General features: G+C 59.1%; 25 protein-coding genes. 6 read left to right on the top strand and 19 right to left on the bottom strand.

Features of this window, described 5'->3' with window-relative positions; translation table 11 throughout:
- Positions 1-50: 50 nt before the first annotated feature.
- Together FS804_RS25450 and bfr are read left to right on the top strand one after the other, a co-directional pair.
- Complete coding sequence (locus tag FS804_RS25450; protein WP_077225190.1) at positions 51-362, top strand: (2Fe-2S)-binding protein; 312 nt, start codon at positions 51-53, stop codon at positions 360-362.
- A complete protein-coding gene (gene bfr / locus FS804_RS18240) occupies positions 328-813 on the top strand; it encodes a bacterioferritin (RefSeq protein WP_063951504.1) in 486 nt (161 codons plus the stop codon). The genes FS804_RS25450 and bfr overlap by 35 nt, the downstream gene beginning before the upstream one ends.
- 36 nt (positions 814-849) lie before the next feature.
- Here bfr and FS804_RS18245 read toward each other — a convergent pair whose 3' ends face one another.
- The 14 genes from FS804_RS18245 to rplU form a co-directional block, all read right to left on the bottom strand.
- A complete protein-coding gene (locus FS804_RS18245; protein ID WP_144578312.1) occupies positions 850-1362 on the bottom strand; it encodes an RNA pyrophosphohydrolase in 513 nt (170 codons plus the stop codon).
- A gap of 44 nt (positions 1363-1406) precedes the next feature.
- Positions 1407-2606: a divergent polysaccharide deacetylase family protein gene (locus tag FS804_RS18250; protein ID WP_144578314.1), complete on the bottom strand. Its 1200-nt coding sequence runs from the start codon at positions 2604-2606 to the stop codon at positions 1407-1409.
- Positions 2607-2669: 63 nt separating this feature from the next.
- Positions 2670-3998, bottom strand: coding sequence for a S41 family peptidase (locus FS804_RS18255; RefSeq protein ID WP_063951507.1), 1329 nt, complete (start codon positions 3996-3998; stop codon positions 2670-2672).
- Complete coding sequence (locus FS804_RS18260; RefSeq protein WP_063951508.1) at positions 3988-5385, bottom strand: murein hydrolase activator EnvC; 1398 nt, start codon at positions 5383-5385, stop codon at positions 3988-3990. The genes FS804_RS18255 and FS804_RS18260 overlap by 11 nt, the downstream gene beginning before the upstream one ends.
- 155 nt (positions 5386-5540) lie before the next feature.
- Entirely contained in the window at positions 5541-6023 is a 483-nt protein-coding gene (gene rlmH, locus FS804_RS18265) for a 23S rRNA (pseudouridine(1915)-N(3))-methyltransferase RlmH (protein ID WP_063951509.1), read from the bottom strand.
- Positions 6024-6177: 154 nt separating this feature from the next.
- The gene (rsfS, locus tag FS804_RS18270) at positions 6178-6666 is read right to left on the bottom strand and encodes a ribosome silencing factor (RefSeq protein WP_077225196.1); all 489 of its coding nucleotides are present in this window, start codon (positions 6664-6666) and stop codon (positions 6178-6180) included.
- Positions 6667-6735: 69 nt separating this feature from the next.
- Positions 6736-7320, bottom strand: a complete 585-nt coding sequence (locus tag FS804_RS18275) for a nicotinate-nucleotide adenylyltransferase (protein ID WP_144578459.1) — start codon at positions 7318-7320, stop codon at positions 6736-6738.
- 42 nt (positions 7321-7362) lie between these two features.
- Positions 7363-8649, bottom strand: coding sequence for a glutamate-5-semialdehyde dehydrogenase (locus FS804_RS18280; protein WP_186376894.1), 1287 nt, complete (start codon positions 8647-8649; stop codon positions 7363-7365).
- On the bottom strand, positions 8642-9811 hold the full coding sequence (proB, locus tag FS804_RS18285) for a glutamate 5-kinase (protein ID WP_144578316.1): 1170 nt from the start codon (positions 9809-9811) through the stop codon (positions 8642-8644). Before proB ends, FS804_RS18280 begins: the two co-directional genes overlap by 8 nt.
- Entirely contained in the window at positions 9808-10875 is a 1068-nt protein-coding gene (gene obgE, locus FS804_RS18290; RefSeq protein ID WP_063951511.1) for a GTPase ObgE, read from the bottom strand. Before obgE ends, proB begins: the two co-directional genes overlap by 4 nt.
- Positions 10876-11088: 213 nt before the next feature.
- Entirely contained in the window at positions 11089-11679 is a 591-nt protein-coding gene (locus FS804_RS18295) for a GNAT family N-acetyltransferase (protein ID WP_144578318.1), read from the bottom strand.
- A complete protein-coding gene (locus tag FS804_RS18300) occupies positions 11676-12308 on the bottom strand; it encodes a GNAT family N-acetyltransferase (RefSeq protein ID WP_004444125.1) in 633 nt (210 codons plus the stop codon). Before FS804_RS18300 ends, FS804_RS18295 begins: the two co-directional genes overlap by 4 nt.
- A gap of 131 nt (positions 12309-12439) precedes the next feature.
- Positions 12440-12709, bottom strand: coding sequence for a 50S ribosomal protein L27 (rpmA, locus tag FS804_RS18305; RefSeq protein ID WP_003492686.1), 270 nt, complete (start codon positions 12707-12709; stop codon positions 12440-12442).
- Positions 12710-12749: 40 nt separating this feature from the next.
- The gene (gene rplU, locus FS804_RS18310; RefSeq protein WP_003492690.1) at positions 12750-13064 is read right to left on the bottom strand and encodes a 50S ribosomal protein L21; all 315 of its coding nucleotides are present in this window, start codon (positions 13062-13064) and stop codon (positions 12750-12752) included.
- Between the two features lie 329 nt (positions 13065-13393).
- On the opposite strand from rplU, the gene FS804_RS18315 reads away from it, so the two are divergent.
- Positions 13394-13834 (top strand): metallopeptidase family protein, encoded by a 441-nt coding sequence (locus FS804_RS18315; protein ID WP_063951514.1) that lies wholly within the window; start codon positions 13394-13396, stop codon positions 13832-13834.
- A gap of 19 nt (positions 13835-13853) precedes the next feature.
- Here the strand turns inward: FS804_RS18315 and FS804_RS18320 are convergent, their stop codons facing one another.
- Entirely contained in the window at positions 13854-14060 is a 207-nt protein-coding gene (locus FS804_RS18320) for a DUF1737 domain-containing protein (RefSeq protein ID WP_063951515.1), read from the bottom strand.
- Positions 14057-14968, bottom strand: coding sequence for a CoA ester lyase (locus FS804_RS18325; protein WP_144578320.1), 912 nt, complete (start codon positions 14966-14968; stop codon positions 14057-14059). Before FS804_RS18325 ends, FS804_RS18320 begins: the two co-directional genes overlap by 4 nt.
- A gap of 109 nt (positions 14969-15077) precedes the next feature.
- Here FS804_RS18325 and FS804_RS18330 point away from each other — a divergent pair, with 109 nt between their 5' ends.
- The 3 genes from FS804_RS18330 to leuB all read left to right on the top strand — a co-directional run bounded on the left by FS804_RS18330 (position 15078) and on the right by leuB (position 17404).
- Entirely contained in the window at positions 15078-15308 is a 231-nt protein-coding gene (locus FS804_RS18330; RefSeq protein ID WP_144578322.1) for a hypothetical protein, read from the top strand.
- Between the two features lie 161 nt (positions 15309-15469).
- A complete protein-coding gene (gene leuD / locus FS804_RS18335; RefSeq protein WP_144578324.1) occupies positions 15470-16075 on the top strand; it encodes a 3-isopropylmalate dehydratase small subunit in 606 nt (201 codons plus the stop codon).
- A gap of 216 nt (positions 16076-16291) precedes the next feature.
- On the top strand, positions 16292-17404 hold the full coding sequence (gene leuB / locus FS804_RS18340) for a 3-isopropylmalate dehydrogenase (RefSeq protein ID WP_144578326.1): 1113 nt from the start codon (positions 16292-16294) through the stop codon (positions 17402-17404).
- Here leuB and FS804_RS18345 read toward each other — a convergent pair.
- The 3 genes from FS804_RS18345 to cobA form a co-directional block, all read right to left on the bottom strand.
- The gene (locus FS804_RS18345) at positions 17385-18626 is read right to left on the bottom strand and encodes a cytochrome-c peroxidase (protein WP_144578328.1); all 1242 of its coding nucleotides are present in this window, start codon (positions 18624-18626) and stop codon (positions 17385-17387) included. The two genes, leuB and FS804_RS18345, sit on opposite strands and share 20 nt — an antisense overlap.
- 206 nt (positions 18627-18832) lie before the next feature.
- Positions 18833-20149 (bottom strand): cobyrinate a,c-diamide synthase, encoded by a 1317-nt coding sequence (locus tag FS804_RS18350; protein WP_144578330.1) that lies wholly within the window; start codon positions 20147-20149, stop codon positions 18833-18835.
- Complete coding sequence (gene cobA, locus FS804_RS18355) at positions 20146-20934, bottom strand: uroporphyrinogen-III C-methyltransferase (RefSeq protein ID WP_144578332.1); 789 nt, start codon at positions 20932-20934, stop codon at positions 20146-20148. Before cobA ends, FS804_RS18350 begins: the two co-directional genes overlap by 4 nt.
- Positions 20935-20971: the final 37 nt, after the last annotated feature.

Here is a 20971-nt window from a genome sequence, read left to right on the forward strand (position 1 = left end):
TTTTGGTTTAAGAACGAAAACAACGTGTTGCGTCATACAGGCAGTTTATCATGCTGGTTTGCAGCTGCAATTACATCACTGATCATGAGATCAAGGACGTTATCAACGAGCTCCTCGACGAGGACTGTTGGCAGCTCATCGTCCCCGCAAAAGTGTATCATGCCATGGAAAAACGTGGTCGCTGCTGCGGCTGTTTTCCCTCCGTTGTTGACCTGATCATCAAAACCACGGAAGAATATCACGCCCGTCGCCACTCGACGGAGGCCGATGTTTTTGATTTTATGTCCCGCCTAAAGCGATTCCATGAAGAGAATAGGAGAGCGGACATTGAAAGGCGACAAAAGAGTCATCGAGCGGCTTAACGAGGCACTGTTCCTCGAACTCGGTGCAGTAAATCAATATTGGCTTCACTATCGTCTTCTGAACGACTGGGGTTACACCAAGCTCGCAAAGAAGGAACGCGCTGAGTCCATCGAGGAGATGCAGCACGCCGATAAGCTGATCGACCGCATCATTTTCCTTGAGGGCCACCCGAACCTTCAGACCGTGGCGCCTCTCCGGATCGGCCAGAACGTCAAGGAAGTTCTGGAAGCTGATCTGGCAGGTGAATACGATGCCCGCGCGTCTTACAAGCAGTCCCGTGACATCTGTCACGAAGCCGGAGACTACGTCTCCATGAAGCTGTTTGAAGCGCTGCTGATCGACGAGGAAGGCCATATCGACTTCCTCGAAACCCAGCTTGAGCTGCTCGCAAAGATTGGCGAAGAGAAATACGGTCAGCTTAACGCCGATTCCGCCAACGAAGCGGAATAAGCTAGCGACACGGAAAAGGCGGCCCAGGCCGCCTTTTTATCTGCCGGAGAGATGCCGGAACTCGGCAACCACCTGTTCGTAGACCCCGCGTTTGAAGGGCACGATAAGTTCAGGCAAACTCTCCATTGGCTTCCAGGCCCAGGCATCGAACTCAGCCTCATGTCCTGTCGGCGGCGGGTTGATCTGGATTTCGCTCTCGTTGCCTTCGAAGCGGAAGGCGAACCAGCGTTGTGCCTGCCCCCGATACTTGCCCCGGAGGCCGATACCGATCAGTTCGGGCGGAAGGTCATAGTGAATCCAGTCGCTCGCCTCGGCAAGAAGGCTCACCGTTTTCATTCCCGTCTCTTCGTAAAGTTCGCGAATGGCGGCCGCCAGCGGCTTTTCGCCGTCGTCGATGCCACCCTGCGGCATCTGCCACAGATGCGGTGAGCCATCATATTCGGAATTGCCTTCCCTGATGCGCCGACCGGCCCAAACGAGGCCGTCCCCGTTCAGAACCATGATCCCGGCACAGGGACGGTAGGGCAAATCTTCTGCTTTGACTGTCATGGGAACCCGCAATTTCTGGTGGACGCAATGGCTGCAGCGAAGGTTTACTGCCCCGCTTGACCGGAAACAAGCGCAGAAACACCGACGATTTCGATACCGCGGCCTCCGGCCTCCCGCGACCACTTTGATATGGCAGCAACGCTTTCATCGAAAGCCGATGCAACGCCGATCGCCTGGCCGTCGCGGCGTGCAATTCGCTCCAGTTCGTCCAGCTTGCGCAGGACGGAAGCCTCGGTGACTTCACCATCCAGCAGCACGTCCGCAAAACCCTGCGGTGCGGAAATGGCCTTTGCGATACCTCCGCTTAGCGACTGCGCTGAAGAGCCGTCATCCAGAAAAAGCAGGCCGCGCTTGCCGATATCGCGCATGACTGGCTCCAGAGCGGCCTGCTCCGCCAGAAAACGACCCCCAAGATAATTCATGATGCCGGTGTAATTGGTGATCTTCGCCATCGAGCGATGCAGACGATCAAGATTGATCTTGGCGGGATCGCTCGCCAGCAGCGTGTCAGGGCCGGGATTGGTGCCGGGGTAACCAAAGGGCTCCAGAGGTATCTGGAGGAGGATTTCATGGCCCTGCCGGCGGGCTTCCTGCATCCAGCGCTGCAGGCTGTTACCGCTGGCAGCAAAGCCCAGCGTCACCTCCGGCGGCAACTCACGGATTGCCTTCTGCGACCCCGTTTGACTGAGACCAAGACCACCAACGACGATCGCAATGCGAACGCCGCGCGTTCCGGACCACGGCCGCGCATATTGTTCCATGGGCCGCAGACCATCGGCCCCGACAACCGGCAGCTGGCCAAACGCCGTCTCTTCCACGAGTTCTTCATTCGGCCGCGCCGCCATGCGGGGGTCCTGGCCATAGGTCTGGCCGCTCATCAGCACCGGCCCGGTCCCGTCGCGTGGCCGCGGCGAATAGACAGAAACGACATTGCCGTCCGACATCGTCTCACGGCTGATATTGGCGCCGGATTTGCCACTCTGCGGCTGCAGGCCAGCCGTGTCCTCCGAAGCCGCGTTCCCGGGGCCGTCTTTTGCGGCTGTCTGTTCCGCGAGCTTCGGGGAGACGTCCTGCCCCGGCGACGTCTTCTGAAGATTACCGGGGGATAGTGCCGCATAGATCGACAGACCACCTATCGACAGGGCAGCGAGCGTCGACAGCACCAAAATGACGGAAAAGCGCCGGTTGATACCGGCGCTTTTTTTCTGGCGACCCAGAAGCGGTTTCCGCAGATCCGAAGGCAATGAACGACCTGTCCAGATTGGGCAAGAAAGACAATGCGCCGGCTGGTGGCCGGCGCATCGATCTTACTGCTTGTTGACCACAGCCTTGTCCGGGTTCGGCGGGAAGGAGGGATCGGTCTTGACACCACGCAAGAGATCCAGCGCGTAGTTCAACTGGATATCGTCCTTTGCTTCCGGCGGCACGTAGGCCGAGGAGCCGGAACCTTCATCCGTCTCGCTTTGACCCTTGATGTGGCCGGACAGGCTGGATTCACCCTCGGTCGTCAGCTTGCCCTGCAATTCAGGGGGCAGGGGTTGTTCGACCTTGATGTCAGGCTCGATGCCTGTGCCCTGGATGGATTTGCCCGATGGCGTATAATAAAGCGCGGTCGTCAGTCGAAGAGCCCCAGCCTCGCCAAGCGGGATGATCGTCTGAACCGAACCCTTGCCGAAGGAACGCGTGCCAACCACGGTCGCGCGACGCAGATCCTGCAGCGCACCAGCCACAATCTCCGACGCCGAAGCGGAGCCGCCGTTGACCAGCACGATCACAGGCTTGCCATCGGTCAGATCACCGGCAGTCGCATTGAAGCGGCGGGTCTCGTCCGGGTTACGGCCTCGGGTCGAGACGACTTCGCCACGCTCAAGGAACGCGTCGGACACATTGATCGCCTGATCGAGCAGACCGCCCGGATTGAGGCGCAGATCGAGAACGTAGCCCTTCAGCTTGTCGGCCGGCACATCGGCCTTGATCTTCTTGATCGCCTTTTCGAGGTCGTCATAGGTCTTCTCGGTAAAGGAGATGACGCGGAGATAACCGACATTGTCGCCTTCAACGCGCGACTTCACGGCGCGAACGGCGATGACATCGCGCACGACGGTGATTTCCAGCGGCTTGTCTGCACCCTTGCGGATAACCGTCAGCTTGATCGGCGTCTTGACCGCGCCGCGCATCTTTTCGACCGCCTGTTCCAGCTTCAGGCCGCGAACCGGCGTACCGTCGATTTCCGAAATGTAGTCACCGGCCAGAATGCCTGCACGAGAGGCCGGCGTGTCGTCCATCGGCGAGATAACCTTGACCAGCTCATTTTCCATGGTCACTTCGATGCCGAGACCGCCGAATTCACCCTTGGTCTGGGTGCGCATGTCGTTCGCATCCTTGGCATTCATGAAGCTGGAATGCGGATCGAGCGAGCTCAGCATGCCATTGATGGCATTTTCCACGAGCTTCTCGTCATCCGGCGGCGTCACATATTGCGCGCGAACGCGTTCGAACACGTCGCCAAAAATCGACAGTTCCTTATAGGTCGAAGGCCCGGCTGCCTGTGCCGGCATGCTCGCCGAATAAATCACGCTCATCGCCGTGGCGCCCATAAGCCCACCGATAAGGAGAAGCGAAACCTTACGAATCATTGTGCGCCCTTCCGGTATTTTTTGCGGTCCACCACGGTTGAGAATCAACCGGCACACCATCTTTCCTAAACTCAATGTAGAGCGTTGGCCGGTCGGTTTCCAGCGCCAATGCTGCTGCACTCGCTACTCTTTTTGCACCCATGGAGGCGATGGGCTCTCCCGAGAACACGAACATGCCCTGCCGCGTCCTCACATTGTCCATGCCCGTCATGACCACATGGTATCCATCACCCGTATTCAGGATGATCATCCGGCCGTAACTGCGGAAATCTCCGGCAAATACAACAAAGCCATCCGCAGGTGCCGTGACGATGGCTTCAGGGCCGCTCGCAACGACAATCCCCTTGGAAAAGTGGCCCGTTCCGTCCGCATCGCCGAAACGTCGCAACACGTCGCCCGCCACTGGAAGCTCCAGCTTTCCCTTCAGACTCGCGAAGGGATATGCGGGCGCAATGCGGTTTTTATCGGGCATTCCCGCCTCGGCCGCGGCACGCTCTTTTTCACGTTCCGCCTCGGAAAGCCGGGCCAGCCGTTGCTCTTCCGCACGCGCCTTTTCCTTCGCCTCCCGCACCGAGGTAATCTCATTTTCAAGCGAACTGACGAGCCCTTCAAGGCTCGTCGCCTTGCCTGCAAGCTCTTCGGATCGCTTGCGTTCAGCCTCCAGCGCCGCCGCCGTCTGGGAGTTCTTGCGGTCGTTCTCGGCAATCAGCAGGTCGAGGCGCTTTTCCTCTTCCAGACTGGCCGTCATCATAGCCGTAAGATCGTCCTTTTCGCGAGCGATTGCCTGTCGGACATCGGTCAATTCTTTGAGAGCGGCGATCAGCTTGTCCGTCTCTCCCCTGATGCCGGGCACGACAGCGCCAAGAAGAATGGCGCTTCGCACCGAGGCCAGCGCATCTTCAGGCGAGACAAGAAGGGCGGGCGGTGGATTTCTGCCCATGCGTTGCAGGGCAGCCAGAACCTCGGCAAGAACGCCGCGTCTCTCCCGCAGTGACGCCTTGACCGCGTCCTCACGCACCGAAAGTTTGGCAAGCCTGTCCTCACCGTCGCTGATCTTGGTCTCCAGCGCCTTGCGCCGGGAAGCCGAAGCGATCAACTCCTCCCGAATGCGCGCGCTGTCCTGGTTAAGGGCAGCAATGCTCTCTTCGAGCTTTCTCGTCTTGTCTTCGGAAAGACCGATGCTGTCGACAAGCTCTTCAAGATCTTGCCGGTTCTGGTCGCGGCGCTGCTCCAACGCCTGCAACGCATCGGGTGACGAGTCCTCGCTGGTTCCCGGGGCAGCCCCGGCATCGTCGCGCGACCAAACCGGAGCTGCCGCCATGAGGAAAGCAGCAACAGCTGCGCCTGCAAGCGCAACGTGCCGTTTTCGTTGAGGCGTCATGTCCATAGGAGCTTTCTTTATGCCGAAGCAGGAGCGGCAATATTACGGATTTTACCGCGATCTTCCAAGAGGCCTGAGAGGCCGCCGCCAAAGCCGGGTTCAACGAGCGATGTCGCGAAGCTTCATGTTGAAATTGAGACAGTTATTCGATCAAGAGACATTCAAACGCGATGATAGGGATGCCCTGAAAGGATGGTGACGGCCCGGTAAAGCTGCTCGGCAATCAAGATACGGACGATCTGGTGCGGCCAGGTCAGTTTGCCCAGATTGAGCACCGCCGCCGCCCTCTCGTAGAGTGCGGGATCAAGGCCATCAGCCCCGCCGATCGCGATCACGAGATCACGTCGGCCGCTATCGCGCAAGTCGCCGAAAAATGAGGCGAAGGCCGGGCTATCGAGCGCCTTGCCGCGTTCATCCAGAAGAACAAGCGCCGCGCCGTCGACCAGATGCTTTTCCAGCATCGCGGCCTCTTCGCGTTTGCGGGTCTCGGCATTCGAGGCTCGGCTTTCCGCCACCTCGATGACCCGCGAAAATTCGAGCCCGATTGCCGGACCCGTCTTGGCGAGACGGTCGATATAACGGGCCGCAAGATCCTTTTCAGGGCCGGATTTCAGCCGTCCCACCGCAAAAATTGAAATCCGCATCGCAAACCTGCATCCGTCGTGACCCATAGGGTCCCGCTCTTAACAGCATAACACACGGATTCCTATGCGGTCGGCCCGATTTCCGGCCGAGCTAGGAAGCCCGAAGTCACTTATGATCTTCGGCAAAACAACGCCCGTTCAACGACTCACCGCGTCAATGCAGCGTCTCTTCCGGCATGTCCGGCGTCGCCCACATTTTCTCAATGTTATAGAAGGCGCGGATTTCCGGTCGGAACACATGAACGATGATATCGCCGGTATCGATCAGCACCCAATCTCCGGTCTCGAGACCTTCAACGCGGGCATTGCCGAACCCTTCATCCTTCATGTCTTTGAGAAGATGCTCGCAGATCGCCGACACATGCCTGTTCGAGCGCCCGGAAACCACAACCATGTAGTCCGCAAGCGCCGACTTTCCGGCAATGTTGAGAGAAACGATATCTTCAGCCTTGGAGTCCTCGAGGCTCGCGAGGACGGTTTCGAGGGCGTGGCCGGCGGCATCGGCGCCACTGTCCTGACCCTTCGGGATAGCAACAAATGCTCTTCCCTTGGCGTGTACTGTTGTCAGAGGTTTTCCTTTCAAAGAATGACAAAACAGGCACTGTGCAACGCGATTCTCTGCGTCACACAATAAAGGTGGCATCAAAGCATTAACTTTTCAAGATATGGAGCCTTCGACGGCGGTCACATACATCATTTGTGATCGGCCCCTTCATTTACGGCCGTTACGCAGCGCCGTGGAGCTGAGCGTGGAACGCGGTCCGTGAATGAATACCCACGCTGGCGCTGGTTTCTTCCACAAGACACCAGCATCGTCCTCATCGATTCGCGCCTGGCTGAAGGCCTGCGCCATGGTGGAGGAGAGGTAGGAGAGCGTCGAACCCGGCCGATCGATCACCGCAATCGGGAAAGTCTCCGCGATGGTGCGCCATTTCTGCCAGTGGTGGAAACTCTTGAGATTATCCGCACCCATGACCCAGATGAAGCGCACGTGCGGATTTTTCGCCTTCACCTTGGCGAGCGTATGAGCGGTATAGCTTATGCCCAGCGACTTTTCGAAAGCCGTGACCTTGATCCGAGGATCGTGCACAAGCTTTTCACATGCAGCGATGCGATCTTCGAGGGAGGCCAGCTCCAACCGACTCTTTAACGGATTGCCTGGCGTCACCATCCACCAGAGCTGGTCGAGACCCAGCCTGCGCAGTGCGATTTCCGCCACAAGAGCATGGCCGGCGTGCGGCGGATTGAAGGATCCGCCGAAAAGCCCGACGATCATGCCGCGCTCCACATGCGGCATGGTGAGATAACGTCTGTCGAGGCGCTGATCAGCCGGCAAATATCACGTCCGTGTCTGGCCGGTGCCATGCACACGGTATTTGAACGACGTCAGCTGCTCGACGCCAACGGGACCCCGCGCGTGCATCTTGCCTGTGGCGATACCGATTTCCGCGCCCATGCCGAATTCGCCGCCATCAGCAAATTGCGTCGAGGCGTTGTGCAGCAGAATGGCCGAATCGAGTTCGTTGAAGAACCGCTCGACCACGGATGGGTCCTCAGCGATCACCGCCTCCGTGTGGTTGGACGAATAGGTGCCGATATGATCAATCGCACCGGAAATACCATCCACCACGGTGACCGAAATGATCGCATCGAGATATTCGGTACGCCAGTCCTCTTCGGTCGCAGCCTTCAGACCGTCGACGACATCGCGAACTGCCTGCGAACCGCGCACTTCGCAACCTGCTTCAATCAAAGCTTTGACCAGCGGTGCGAGATGGGTGGCAACGGCGGCGGCATCCACCAGAAGCGTCTCTGCGGCTCCGCAAATGCCGGTGCGGCGCATCTTGGCGTTGACAACGATGCGTTTCGCCATGTCCAGATCGGCGGATTTGTCGACATAGATGTGGCAAATGCCTTCCAGATGCGCGAAGACCGGCACGCGGGCTTCCGTCTGTACCCGGGCCACGAGGCTCTTGCCGCCGCGTGGCACGATGACGTCAACCGAGCCATTGAGGCCACCGAGAAGCGCTCCAACCGCTGCCCGATCGGTCACCGGCACCAGCTGAATGGCGTGCTCGGGAAGACCGGCGATCTTCAAGCCCTCCACAAGGCAGGCATGGATAGCACGCGATGAATACTGCGAATCCGAACCGCCGCGAAGGATCACGGCATTACCGGCCTTGAGGCACAAAGCGCCGGCATCCGCCGTCACATTCGGACGGCTTTCATAGATCACGCCGATAACGCCAAGCGGCGTGCGTACGCGCTCGATCTTTAGCCCGTTGGGTCGATCCCAGGCGGCGATCACTTCTCCGACAGGATCGGGCAGCGCCGCGACCGAGCGAATACCTTCGGCTATACCGGCAATCCGGGCATCGGTGAGTGTCAACCTGTCGATGAAGGAGGGCGCAAGGCCTGCCTGATCCGCCGCGGCCAGATCTTTGCGGTTAGCGGCAAGGATCGCTTCCTTCGAAGCCTCAATCGCGGCGGCCATGGCGAGCAGCGCGCGGTTCTTCTGGTCCGCTCCGGCGATGGACAACGGTCGCGAAGCAGCTTTCGCCTGAGCGCCGATGGTCAACATCAGTGCTTCAATGTCGTGGCTCTGCTTCACGGCCTGTTCAGGCATGGACCTCATCCTTTTTTGCATTCTTAACTTTCACGGCGGCCCCGGTCATGACGAGGTCGTCGCGATGGATCATCGCTGCGCGTCCGACATAACCGAGGATCGCCTCGATCTCGTTGGACTTGTGGCCAATGATGAGACGCGCTTCTTCGGCATCGTAACCGGCAAGACCGCGCGCGACCTCACGACCTTCCGAACCGATAATCGCAACAGCGTCGCCGCGTCCGAAATTGCCCTTCACCTGCCGCACACCGGCGGGAAGCAAGCTTTTCCCGGCATAAAGCGCTTTCTCCGCACCGGCGTCCACGTGGATCTCGCCGGCGGGCTGCAACTGCCCGGCGATCCAGGTCTTGCGCGCCGTCACCGGCGTACCCGAAGGCGCGAACCAGGAGGAACGCGCGCCGTTTTCAACAGCCTTCAGCGGGTTGAGCGTCTTGCCTGACGCGATGATCATGCCGCAGCCGGCAGCGGTTGCGATCTTTCCCGCATCGATCTTGGTTCGCATGCCGCCGCGCGAAAGCTCGGAAGCTGCCCCGCCTGCCATGGCTTCGATTTCGGGGGTGATATCGGCAATCGTTTCGAGGAACTTGGCTTCCGGATCAAGATGCGGGGGAGCCGTATAAAGCCCGTCAATATCCGAAAGCAGCACCAGCAGATCGGCGCCCGTCATGGTCGCAACACGCGCCGCCAGGCGATCATTGTCGCCATAACGGATTTCTGTGGTGGCCACGGTGTCGTTTTCGTTGATGATCGGAATAGCGCCGATCTTCAGGAGCTGATTGATGGTGGCGCGTGCATTGAGATAACGGCGGCGCTCTTCGGTGTCGGAAAGCGTCAGCAGAATCTGGCCGGCAACGATGTCGTGCCGCGACAGGCTTTCCGACCATGCCCGCGCGAGCGCAATCTGGCCGACGGCCGCCGCCGCCTGGCTTTCCTCCAGCTTCAGCGCGCCCGAGGGTAGGCCGAGCACGGTGCGGCCAAGTGCAATGGCGCCCGAAGACACCACCTGGACATCCGCGCCGTTTTTCTTCAGCGCCGCGATATCCTCGCAGATGGCGTCCAGCCAGTCATTTTTGAGGCCGCTTTTCCGGTCCACCAGAAGCGCCGACCCGATCTTGATGACGATCCGGTGGTGGCTCGCCAGCGGCTTGCGCGTCAGGCTCATAGGCGGTCGTCCTCTTCTTCGACCTCGCTCTCATGCGGCATCGACCGGTCGGGAAGGGCGGTTTCGCCGCCATTGCTTGCAGACACGATAATGTCGCGAAGGGCGCGAAGGGCTTCCGTCATGCCGATATGCGCGGCAGCGGACAGAAGAAGCGGCGGACGGCCGCAGGCCTTTTCCAGTTCCTTGGCCTTCTTTTTCAGTTCTTTTTCATCGAGCACGTCGATCTGCGACAGCGCGACGATCTCCGCCTTATCCGTCAAGCCACCGCCATAGGCGTCCAGCTCGGCCTTCACAGTTTTGTAAGCCTTACCGACCTTTTCTTCCTGCGCGGAAACGAGGTGCAGCAGCACACGCGTGCGCTCCACATGGCCGAGGAAGCGGTCACCGATGCCCACACCCTCATGCGCCCCTTCGATCAGGCCGGGAATATCCGCCAGCACGAATTCACGGCCATCGATGGTCGCGACACCAAGGTTCGGATGCAGCGTCGTGAACGGATAGTTGGCAATCTTTGGCCGCGCGCGTGTCACGGTTGCAAGGAATGTGGACTTGCCCGCATTTGGCAGGCCGACGAGACCGGCATCGGCAATCAGCTTAAGCCGCAGCCAGACCGTCTTTTCCTCACCAGGCAGACCCGGATTGGCGTGGGTTGGCGCCTGATTGGTCGACGACTTGAAATAGGCATTGCCGAAACCGCCATTGCCGCCGGCCGCAAGGCGAAAACGCTGGCCTTCCTTGGTAAGGTCGACAATCAGCGTCTCGTTGTCTTCTTCGAAAATCTGCGTGCCGACAGGCACCTTCAGCACCACGTCCGAACCCTTTGCGCCGGTACGGGTCTTGCCCATGCCGTGCTGGCCGATCGAGGCCTTGAAATGTTGCTGGAAGCGGAAGTCGATCAACGTGTTGAGGCCATTGACGACCTCGACCCAGACATCGCCGCCGCGTCCACCATCACCACCATCAGGGCCGCCGAATTCGATGAATTTTTCACGCCGGAAGGACACGGCGCCTGCGCCGCCATCACCGGACTTGATATAGACTTTTGCTTCATCGAGAAATTTCATCGGACTGCCGTTCTATCGGTTTGCGGGCGCACCATCCAATTGTGCCGCGCCAAACAAAAATATCGTCGTTTCGAATACAAGCGCTTCTTCACGAGGTCAAAGACTATCGTGCGGGAAGCTCCTGTGCGAGACAAGGCCGGCTTTGATCAAACCGGCTTCGCTTAACGCATCGGGCCGAAAACTTGTCTGTTTTCGGCCCGATGCTCCTCAGTGTCAGCGGTGCGGCCGGATGAAGTCCTCAGCCGTGATCACCGTATCGATATGCGCCACCATCGCGGCGCGCGCCGTGGCATAGATCTGGTGGCAACCGGTCACCCGGAAGCCGAGTTTCTCCTGCACACGCAGCGAAGCGGGGTTATCCGCAAACACGCCGGAATGCAGAGCCACTCCGGGCATGCGCCGGAAAAACCGCTCAACCACGGCGGCGACAGCTTCGGTCATGTAGCCCTTGCCCCAGTAGAAGCGGTTCAGCCAGTAGCCGAGATGCCAGCCGCCGTGCCGCAATTCCACGGAGACAACGCCGATCAGGGTATCGTCACCGCTGGTGATGGCGAAATCCCAGTCGGGCAGGGTGCCAGATGTACGCAGCACCAGCCATTCAAGTGCGTCCTGCTTGTGATAGGGCGCAGGAACGCGGGCCAGCATCCTGGTGACCGCGAAATCACCAAGCGTTTCCGCAATGCTGCCGGCATCGGAAAGCCGCTGCGGCCGCAGCACCAGACGCTTTGTTTCGATGACGGGGCAGGGGCCGGGCGGCGCAACGGTCGCAGCGGCCCGCCGATGGGTCAGTTCGAGCGTGCTCATCCCATGTCCCCCCAGCTCTTCAGCGAAACCCAGGTCTTGCGGTCCAGCCGGTACCATTCAACCGGGACCATGCCGCCCAGCGCCAGCGAACCGACCATGCCGGATCCCTGAAACTGGAACCCGCACTTCTGGATGACGCGACGCGACGGTATGTTGGTCACCCGGCACCGCGCATCGATCTGATCGATTTCACGTGTGCGGAAGGCCATGTCAATCAGCGCATGCGCCGCTTCCGTCATGTAGCCACGGTTCCAGTAGGGTTCACCCAGCCAGTAACCGATCTCCAGCGTCTTTTCGTCTTCCTGGGGTTCGAGCGCGCAGCAGCCCAGAAACTCGCCATTGTCCATGCGGGTAATTGCATAGACGCACTTGCCAATCTCGCCAGCTTTGGAGCGTCGCACAAAATCCGCGGCGTCTTTGGCCGTGTAGGGGTGCGGCATACGCGACACCATGGTCGCGATATTGGCATTGTTGGCAAGATGGGCAAGGGCGTCGATGTCTTCTTCGTGGGGCTTGCGTAAAACCAGCCTCTGCGACAGTAAAACGGGGCAATCGCTCCTCGACCGATCGGGCCTAGGCCGCTCTTCGGGTGACCGTGATTGGTCGACCCTCAACAATTCAGCTTGCATGGTTCAGTCCCTCCATGAGGTTAAAGAAAAAGGGGAGTTGGGTGGTGCCCCATCTCCCCTGTTTTCTTGACTGAACCTGATACGTCTCAGCCGGGTCGATGGGACACCGGCTGCATATGACGCTTACCGGCTTATTCTGCGGCTTCCGCTTTCGGTGCCACGGATACGAATACGCGGCCATTGGCCTTCGTACGGAAGTTCACGTTACCTGCGGTCAGTGCGAAAATCGTGTGGTCCTTGCCGATGCCAACATTGGCGCCCGGATGCCACTGCGTGCCGCGCTGACGCAGAATAATGTTGCCTGGAATGACAGCTTCGCCGCCGAACTTCTTTACGCCAAGGCGCTTGGATTCGGAATCGCGACCGTTACGCGAGGAACCGCCAGCTTTTTTGTGTGCCATTGGAGTTCTCCTTTAAACCTTGTTTCCCGTGTCGCGCCGATTAGGCAGCAACGATGTCCGTGATGCGGACGACAGTGTGATGCTGACGATGGCCGCGCGAACGCTTGGAGTTCTGACGACGACGCTTCTTGAAGGCGATGACCTTCTTGCCGCGGTTGTGCTCGACAACTTCAGCCTTGACGATGGCACCCTTGACGAAGGGAGCACCGAACTTGGCGTCGGCACCTTCGCCAACAACGAGAACTTCGGTGAATTCTACAGTTGCGCCTGCCTCTGCTTCCAGCTTTTCGATGGTCAGCACGGCGTCGGCCGCTACGCGGTACTGCTTACCGCCGGTCTTGATGACTGCGAACATTTTTTATCCTTTCATGTTCGTTCCGGCTCTGCCCGCCAAAGCAAGCTGGCCGTCTTTTTATCAGTCGGAGTAGCGGAAATCCGTCAGGGCCGAATGCCCGTGGAATGTCTGCCGGTGAAACCGCCATTTGAAAGGCGGCATAAACAGAAGGCGCACTACGCCATCAATTTGGGTGCCGATTACGCGAGACGCCGGTTTATGTCAAGATGAAGACGGCTTGAAAAGTAACTGTAATGCCGAGAATTTCATGCTTTTTCGGCAGCTGCGGCAGTCAGGTCTCGAAATTTGTTCAGCAAGTGTTTATATGGGCCTTCCAACAAGGAGCAGAAATGGCCCGCATAGACAAGACCGACGATTGGCGGGACCGCCACGCGCCGACACTTTCCGCCTTTGAGTCGCTGGCGATCGAGGCATATGGCCACCTGCCGGAAGAATTTCGCGCACTGACCAAGGATCTCATCATCGAGATCGCCGATTTTCCGACCGACGACGTGTTCGAGGACATGGCGCTCGAAACGCCATTCGACCTGCTCGGCCTTTTCGAGGGGCGCGGCATCTCCGAGCGTTTCACCATGGAAACCGGCGAGATGGTAAACCGTATCACGCTGTATCGCCGCCCCATTCTCGACTATTGGGCCGAGAACGAGGAGACGCTTGGCGATATCATCACCCATGTCCTCATCCATGAAATCGGCCATCATTTCGGCCTGTCGGATGACGACATGGAACGCATCGAAGAAAGCGCCGACGAGGCCGCCGCCGATCGCTGATCGGGGCGGCTACCATCAGTTATTGCTCTCCGAGCTTCATGTCCGGATGGTATTCCTTGCCCTCGACGACCTTGGTCACCGCCTGGCCGCAATGCATGACACCTGCTGCCGCATTGAATGCGTAGCTTGGTGAACCCGCCAGTTCCCAGCCCTTGTTCAAGGCTTCGGTAACGCGATGACAAAATTTGGCGTCGTCAGGACCGGTGATGAAACGATAGACCTTCACGTCTCTTTTTCCTTTCTCGCGGCGATGATATCGGCCATGGCGACCAGCCTCTCGGCCTCAGCCACATGCAGCCGCTCGATCATGCGTCCGTTCATGTTGATGACGTTCAATTCCGCAGATTCGGGCGTTGTGAAAGCGGCAATGATCTGGCGTGCATCCCTTATCGTCGTCTCATCCGGACCGAAATAACGATTGGTGGCATCAATCTGGGCAGGATGGATCAGCATCTTGCCGTCGAAGCCCATGGCTCGACCCTGTTCACATTCAGCTTCAAAAGCTTCCATATCGCGAAAATCATTCGACACGCTGTCGATGACATCCAAACCGTAGGCACGGGCGGCAAGCACGACCTGCATCATCCAGGGGATGAGGTAGGTGCGGGCCGGCGCGGCCGGAACCCGCGTTTCCTTGCGCAGATCGTTAAGACCGATGACAAAGGCTTCAAGCCGCGAATCCGGCGTATGCGCAGCATCCGCGATTGACGCGGCGTTCAGAACACCAAGGGGCGTCTCGATCATCGCCCAGATTTTCAGCACCTCAGGCGCATCGGCCTCGGACAGCAGATCGGCCAGATCATGGATGGCAGCAGGCTGCTCCACCTTCGGCAACAGCACCGCATCCGGCTTGCAAGAGAGGACCAACTGCAGATCCGCTCTCCCATCCGGTGTCGAAAGCGGATTGATGCGGATGATCGCTTCCCGCAAACCGAACGATCGCTGCGAGAACAGCTTTTCAAGATTATCCCGGGCCTTCCCCTTCATCTCGGGAGCAACGGAATCCTCGAGATCGAGGATGAAGGCATCACAGTCGAGCGTCGGGATCTTCTCCAGCGCGCGTTCGTTGATCGCTGGCACCGAGAGAATGGAACGGCGCGGTCTCGCAAGAATATTTTCTGAAAAACTGACCATGCCGCACTTGTGTCAAGCTTTTGTGACATCTGCAAGCTGACAATCCACCGAATCCTCTTGCAAGCCGGAAGAAGAAGGCCCACATTCGTCTGGAAAGAAAGGTTGAATCATGCAAGGCATCCGTTCATTTTTCATCGCCGCCTCCGGTATCGCGATTCTGGCCATGGCAGCTCTTTTCACGGCCTCGCTCACGGTGGCTTTCATCGGCGTGCTCGCGGTTATCAGCGCAGCGCGGATTTTGACCGTGCGTTTGAAACCAGCTCCTATTCCGGTCAAGACCCGCAACCAGCGCGACATGCGCGTCTGGAACGACGGTAAGGGCACCATCATCGATCTCTGAGGTCGGTTAACCGGGAAAAATGCCGGTGCGCCCCATACGGCGTACCGAAGAGCCCCTGTTTGCGCTTCTAAAGTTCCGCGTTTTAGAGTAATTCGAGGCTTGAACGTCGGGAAGCCGCCGCTGGCTCTAAGCCCGTTCATGGAAAACACGGAAAGCGACAGATGGAAAAATTCACCAAGCTGACGGGCGTCGCCGCGCCCATGCCGGTGGTCAATATCGACACCGATATGATCATTCCGAAAGACTATCTGAAAACCATCAAGCGCACCGGCCTTGGCAAAGGCCTTTTTGCCGAGTCGCGTTATCTTGAGGATGGCTCGCCTAATCCGGATTTTGTCCTGAACAAGCCCGCCTATCAAAATGCTCAGATTCTCGTCGCTGGCGACAATTTCGGCTGCGGTTCGTCGCGCGAGCATGCGCCGTGGGCGCTTCTGGATTTCGGCATCCGCTGCGTCATTTCCACCAGCTTCGCCGACATCTTCTACAATAACTGCTTCAAGAACGGCATCCTGCCTGTCGTCGTCAGCCCGGAAAACCTCGAAAAGCTGCTGGACGACGCTTCCCGCGGATCGAACGCCGTTCTTTCGATCGACCTGGAGCGTCAGGAAATCAGCGGCCCCGATGGCGGCACGATCACCTTCGAGATCGATGAGTTCAAACGCCACTGCATGCTGAATGGTCTCGACGATATCGGCCTGACGCTTGAGCATGCGGGCGCCATCGATACGTTTGAAAAGACCAATGCCTCGGCCCGCCCCTGGGCCTGAGCCTGTTCGACGCCTTTGAAAAAGCCGATCCTGTACAAAACCGTACCGGATCGGCTTTTGCTTTGCTTGAAAAGCCCCTGAGGCGGAGATAAGAAGCCGTCGAACCGTCCGGCCGATGACACGCTCTGGCATGGACGCAAACGAGTTTGACGCCGCGCTCGCCGTAATCGAAAGACCCACCCGGTCCTTCAGGCGTGCGCCCAAGGAGGGGTCCCCATGACAGTCCGTTCGCTTTTCCTGCTACCCGGTGATGGTATCGGCCCTGAAGCCATGGCCGAGGTCCGCAAGCTGATCGACTATATGAACAGCGCGCACAATGCAGGTTTCACCGTTTCGGAAGGCCTCGTCGGTGGTTCGGCTTACGACGCCCATGGTGTGGCGATTTCCGATGCGGATATGGAAAAGGCGCTTGCCGCCGATGCAATCCTGTTCGGCGCCGTCGGCGGTCCGAAATGGGATGGCGTTCCCTATGAGCATCGTCCGGAAGCCGGCCTGCTGCGCCTGCGCAAGGATCTCGAACTGTTCGCCAACCTGCGGCCGGCCATCTGCTATCCCGCGCTCGCATCCGCCTCGTCGCTGAAGCCGGAACTGGTCGAAGGCCTCGATATCCTCATCGTCCGCGAGCTGACAGGCGGCGTTTACTTCGGTGAACCGAAGCAGATCATCGATCTCGGCAACGGCCAGAAGCGCGGCATCGATACGCAGATCTACGACACTTTCGAGATCGAGCGTATCGCCAGCGTCGCTTTCGAACTGGCGCGCACCCGCGATAACCGCGTCTGCTCGATGGAGAAGCGCAACGTCATGAAATCGGGCGTGTTGTGGAACCAGGTTGTCACCGAAACCCATGCTGCCAAGTTCAAGGACGTCCAACTTGAACATATGCTGGCGGATGCCGGCGGCATGCAGCTGGTGCGCAAACCCAAGCAGTTCGACGTGATCGTCACCGACAACCTGTTTGGCGATATGCTCTCAGACGTTGCCGCCATGCTGACAGGCTCGCTCGGCATGCTGCCATCCGCTTCGCTTGGCGCCCCCGACGCCAAGACCGGCAAGCGCAAGGCCATGTACGAGCCGGTCCACGGCTCGGCACCCGACATTGCCGGCAAGGGCATTGCCAACCCGATCGCCATGATCGCCTCCTTCGCCATGTGCCTTCGCTACTCGTTTAACATGGTGGACGAAGCTTCCAGACTGGAGACGGCGATTGCGAATGTGCTCGACCAGGGCATCCGAACGGCCGACATCATGGCCGATGGTTCCCGTCAGGTCAGCACCGCCGAGATGGGCGACGCGGTTCTGGCCGAATTCAAGGCGCTTTCGGCATAAGATTTGAAACAGGCTGGGCAGGCGGCACCGTCGCCTGCCCATCTTCCTTCGGGAGAAGATGCTCGTAACGCCGGTCAGTCAGCGTCTTCAGAAATGCCACGATGGCGTCCACCCGCTTATCGTCCAGCGCCGGTGCCGATGTCAGCTCCGTCATGGCGATATTCTCAGGCACCTCGGGTGCATCCCAGGTCTTGCCGGTTTCCGGATTGATCTGACGGCTGGGCTTTTTGCTCTTATATTTCACATAGAACAGCACGACCGTGCGCAAATCCTTGAACACACCATTGTGCATATAAGGACCGGTGACGGCGACGTTGCGGAGCGTCGGCACCTTGAACTTGCCGCGCTGGGCAGGATCGCCGGCGACGGCTGGGTTCTGCGCCAGACCGAGATCGACTGCGCCGGGCTTCGAACCATTCACAGCCCTGACGGATGTATTGGCAGGAACGCCGATGTTAAAATATTTGTGGTTGGTGAAGAGGCCGTCTTCCAGACCCTTGGCACCACGGATTTCATGGCAGGTATTGCAATTGGTGAACTGCGTCGAGGAAATCAGCACGCGACCCAGTTCCTCCTGATCGGTAAGCTTTTCTTCGCCGCGCAGGAAACGGTCATATTTGGAATCGAAGGTTGAGAATTCGGCCGAACGCTCGAAGCTCGCCAGCGCCCTGGTCATCGCGGCATAGGCGGTTTCGTCGCTATGGAACACATCCTTGCCGAACTGCGTGCCGAAGGCCGCGACATAGTCGGGGTTTTCCTTCAGACGTTTGACAACGGATGCCATGTCCGGCATGCCCATTTCGATGGGATTGAGTGGCGGTCCGGCTGCCTGATCCTCAAGCTGCGAGGCGCGACCGTCCCAGAATTGTCCGCCGACATACTCTCCTGCTGCATTCTTGCCGAAAGGTGGCGTGAACTTCGCGTAGGCCGCCGTTGGCGCATTGCGATCGCCAAGGGAGATGCCGTCATCGCCGAGCGAGACATCCCGCCCCACCTTGTCGCTCTCCCGCGCATCGGAAAAGCCGGCGGCCTGCATATGGCAGGTGGAACAAGCCATCGTCCGGTTCATCGAAAGATTGGGATCGTCGAAGAGCGCCGCGCCGAGCTTTTCCAGTGTCGCATAGTCCTCACCCCCGTGCGCATCCATCGCTGAATGGCCGACTGGCACCATCGAGATGCTCATAACAAGGACGGCAAAGACGAGAAAACCGGGTTTGACCATAGGCAGGCACGCTCGATATAAATGCGCGATATCAATTTCGGGTTGGACAATGCAGTGGGCCTAGTCGCTCACCGTCACCGGCCACGAAGAACGCAATACCGCGGTTCCCCATAGGCTCTTGCAGACCTATAGCACTTTCCCGTGATCGGCACATAGAAACTTTCGCTGGGCGCTCCACTTTGCCGCAGCCGCACCGATTCAATTCATCAATTGCCTCTGGCGATCGCGTGGAAAAATGTGCCGGAGACACTTCCTCTCCTGCCGCCCGATGGCCCGAGCGGCCGGCCCTGCCCATCGGCAATCTGGGCAAATGGCTCATCACGACCGGGATCGGTGACGCGGGCGTAATGAAATTCGTGGCCGCGCAGCACAACACCGGCCGTACCAAGCGACCCATCTGCCGCAATGGTCGCCTGCCGGTAGCCAAGGTTCATCTTGCGCGTGGCAAAGCTGGTGGCATGCGACAGAAGCCCGGTCATCGGGTGGTTGACGCCGTCGGCATCCTCCAGCGCCTCGCCGAGCACCATGTAACCGCCGCACTCGCCATGAACAGGCTTTGCCGCAGCAAATCTGGCGATCCCCGCCTTGAAACCAGCGGCATCGGCGAGCTTGCCGGCATGAAGCTCGGGATAACCGCCCGGCAGCCAGCAGATATCACAGCTCGCGTCGGGCGCCTCGTCCGCAAGCGGCGAAAACGGAATGATCTCTGCACCTGCTGCGCGCCAATGCGCTTTAATGTGCGGATAGAGAAAGGTGAACGCTGCATCCTCGGCCAGGGCAATGCGCTGGCCGGGCGGAGCGATGGCCATCTCTCCCGAGCCGGCAGGAACATTCACCGGTGCCGCAAGGGACAGCAGAACGTCGAGATCGATGGACTTCTCCATCACATCCGCCAGCCGTTCGATGTGGGCTTCAATTTCCGGATGTTCGCTGGCCTGTACCAACCCCAGATGTCGTTCAGGAAGGACGAGCGACGGGTCTCTCAGCACACATCCGGCGACGGGAAGGCCGATCTTTTCGATGGCCTCCGTGCACAACGTCCGGTGTCTTTCGCTGCCCGCCCGATTCAACACAACGGCGGCCATGGTCACCGCAGGATCGTAGTGGGCAAAGCCATGAGCAATGGCGGCCGCCGTTTGCGACTGGCCGGACACATCCAGCACCAGAAGCACGGGAATGCCGAAGAGCCGCGCCAGATCCGCCGCCGATCCGGTGCGATTTTCCGCTCCCGGGATGCCGTCGAACAGGCCCATGGCGCTTTCAATGAGAACAAGCTCCGCATCCCCTGTCTGTCCGGAAAACAGATAGCACAGCAAGTCCGGCTGCATGGCCCAGCTATCGAGATTAAGGCCAGGTGTGCCTGTCGCAAAAGCGTGGAACCCCGGATCGATGTAATCCGGGCCGGTCTTGATGCCGCGCACCTTGATGCCGCGTCGGGCAAAAGCGCGAAGCAGGCCGATCGTCACGCTTGTCTTGCCTGAGCCGGAGCGTGGAGCGCCAATGATGATTGCCCGCGTCGTCATGAACCGATAACCCCGAGGCGCGACCGCATCGAAACGATCTCGCCGATAACGATCAAAGCCGGCGCTTCGAAATTTTCCCGGATTGCATCGTCAGCTATGCTCTCCAGCTTTCCGATGAATATCCGCTCCTGCGGAGTGGTGGCGGACATGATGACCGCGACCGGCGTGTCGCCGGAACGTTCACCCTGCATCAGAAGCCCGGCAATCGTGCCGATATTCTTGAGCCCCATGTAAACGACGATGGGTTCGCGGGTCTTCGCCAGTGCCAGCCAATCGAGGTCCTCTTCTGTGCCCGCTGCATGGCCTGTCGCCAGCGTCACGGCGCGGCTGATGCCGCGCATCGTCGCTGGAATTCGCGCTGACGCAAGGGCGGTGAAGGAGGACGTCATGCCAGGCAGAATACGAAAAGGGATGTCGGCGGCAACAAGCGCCTCTGCTTCTTCACCCCCACGTCCGAAAACAAACGGGTCACCGCCCTTCAGCCGCAAGACCTTCTTTCCCTGGCGGGCAAAATCGATCAACGATGCAGTGATATTGTCCTGTGTCGCGGAAGGCTTGCCGCCCCTTTTGCCGGCAAAAACGATCTCGGCCTGCGGCCCAAGGGCAACGACATCATCACTGACCAGCGCATCGCGCACGATGACGTCGGCCTGGGAGAGCGCCAGTGCCACTTCCAGCGTCAGATACCGCACATCACCCGGCCCGGCGCCTGCCAGCCAGACGTGCCCGCCCTCGAAAACGGGGCTGTTTGCGGCGATGCTGTTTATGATCTTCGGTATCGACATTCTTCCCGGCTGCTTTTTAACGATGACTGAAAATGCC

Source organism: Agrobacterium sp. DE0009 (assembly GCF_007680755.1).
Taxonomy (GTDB): domain Bacteria; phylum Pseudomonadota; class Alphaproteobacteria; order Rhizobiales; family Rhizobiaceae; genus Agrobacterium; species Agrobacterium tumefaciens_B.

Bases quoted from the DNA above. Each gene is read 5' to 3' on its own strand.
- rpmA (WP_003492686.1), bottom strand. From the start codon at position 12,709: ATGGCACACAAAAAAGCTGGCGGTTCCTCGCGTAACGGTCGCGATTCC.
- FS804_RS25450 (WP_077225190.1), top strand. From the start codon at position 51: ATGCTGGTTTGCAGCTGCAATTACATCACTGATCATGAGATCAAGGAC.
- FS804_RS18350 (WP_144578330.1), bottom strand. From the start codon at position 20,149: ATGACGACGCGGGCAATCATCATTGGCGCTCCACGCTCCGGCTCAGGC.
- obgE (WP_063951511.1), bottom strand. From the start codon at position 10,875: ATGAAATTTCTCGATGAAGCAAAAGTCTATATCAAGTCCGGTGATGGC.
- FS804_RS18300 (WP_004444125.1), bottom strand. From the start codon at position 12,308: ATGCAAGCTGAATTGTTGAGGGTCGACCAATCACGGTCACCCGAAGAG.
- FS804_RS18315 (WP_063951514.1), top strand. From the start codon at position 13,394: ATGGCCCGCATAGACAAGACCGACGATTGGCGGGACCGCCACGCGCCG.
- FS804_RS18255 (WP_063951507.1), bottom strand. From the start codon at position 3,998: ATGATTCGTAAGGTTTCGCTTCTCCTTATCGGTGGGCTTATGGGCGCC.
- cobA (WP_144578332.1), bottom strand. From the start codon at position 20,934: ATGTCGATACCGAAGATCATAAACAGCATCGCCGCAAACAGCCCCGTT.
- proB (WP_144578316.1), bottom strand. From the start codon at position 9,811: ATGAGCCTGACGCGCAAGCCGCTGGCGAGCCACCACCGGATCGTCATC.
- FS804_RS18260 (WP_063951508.1), bottom strand. From the start codon at position 5,385: ATGGACATGACGCCTCAACGAAAACGGCACGTTGCGCTTGCAGGCGCA.
- FS804_RS18325 (WP_144578320.1), bottom strand. From the start codon at position 14,968: ATGGTCAGTTTTTCAGAAAATATTCTTGCGAGACCGCGCCGTTCCATT.
- rlmH (WP_063951509.1), bottom strand. From the start codon at position 6,023: ATGCGGATTTCAATTTTTGCGGTGGGACGGCTGAAATCCGGCCCTGAA.
- leuD (WP_144578324.1), top strand. From the start codon at position 15,470: ATGGAAAAATTCACCAAGCTGACGGGCGTCGCCGCGCCCATGCCGGTG.
- rplU (WP_003492690.1), bottom strand. From the start codon at position 13,064: ATGTTCGCAGTCATCAAGACCGGCGGTAAGCAGTACCGCGTAGCGGCC.
- leuB (WP_144578326.1), top strand. From the start codon at position 16,292: ATGACAGTCCGTTCGCTTTTCCTGCTACCCGGTGATGGTATCGGCCCT.
- FS804_RS18280 (WP_186376894.1), bottom strand. From the start codon at position 8,649: ATGCCTGAACAGGCCGTGAAGCAGAGCCACGACATTGAAGCACTGATG.
- FS804_RS18245 (WP_144578312.1), bottom strand. From the start codon at position 1,362: ATGACAGTCAAAGCAGAAGATTTGCCCTACCGTCCCTGTGCCGGGATC.
- FS804_RS18345 (WP_144578328.1), bottom strand. From the start codon at position 18,626: ATGGTCAAACCCGGTTTTCTCGTCTTTGCCGTCCTTGTTATGAGCATC.
- FS804_RS18275 (WP_144578459.1), bottom strand. From the start codon at position 7,320: ATGCCGCATGTGGAGCGCGGCATGATCGTCGGGCTTTTCGGCGGATCC.
- rsfS (WP_077225196.1), bottom strand. From the start codon at position 6,666: ATGCCACCTTTATTGTGTGACGCAGAGAATCGCGTTGCACAGTGCCTG.
- FS804_RS18330 (WP_144578322.1), top strand. From the start codon at position 15,078: ATGCAAGGCATCCGTTCATTTTTCATCGCCGCCTCCGGTATCGCGATT.
- FS804_RS18295 (WP_144578318.1), bottom strand. From the start codon at position 11,679: ATGAGCACGCTCGAACTGACCCATCGGCGGGCCGCTGCGACCGTTGCG.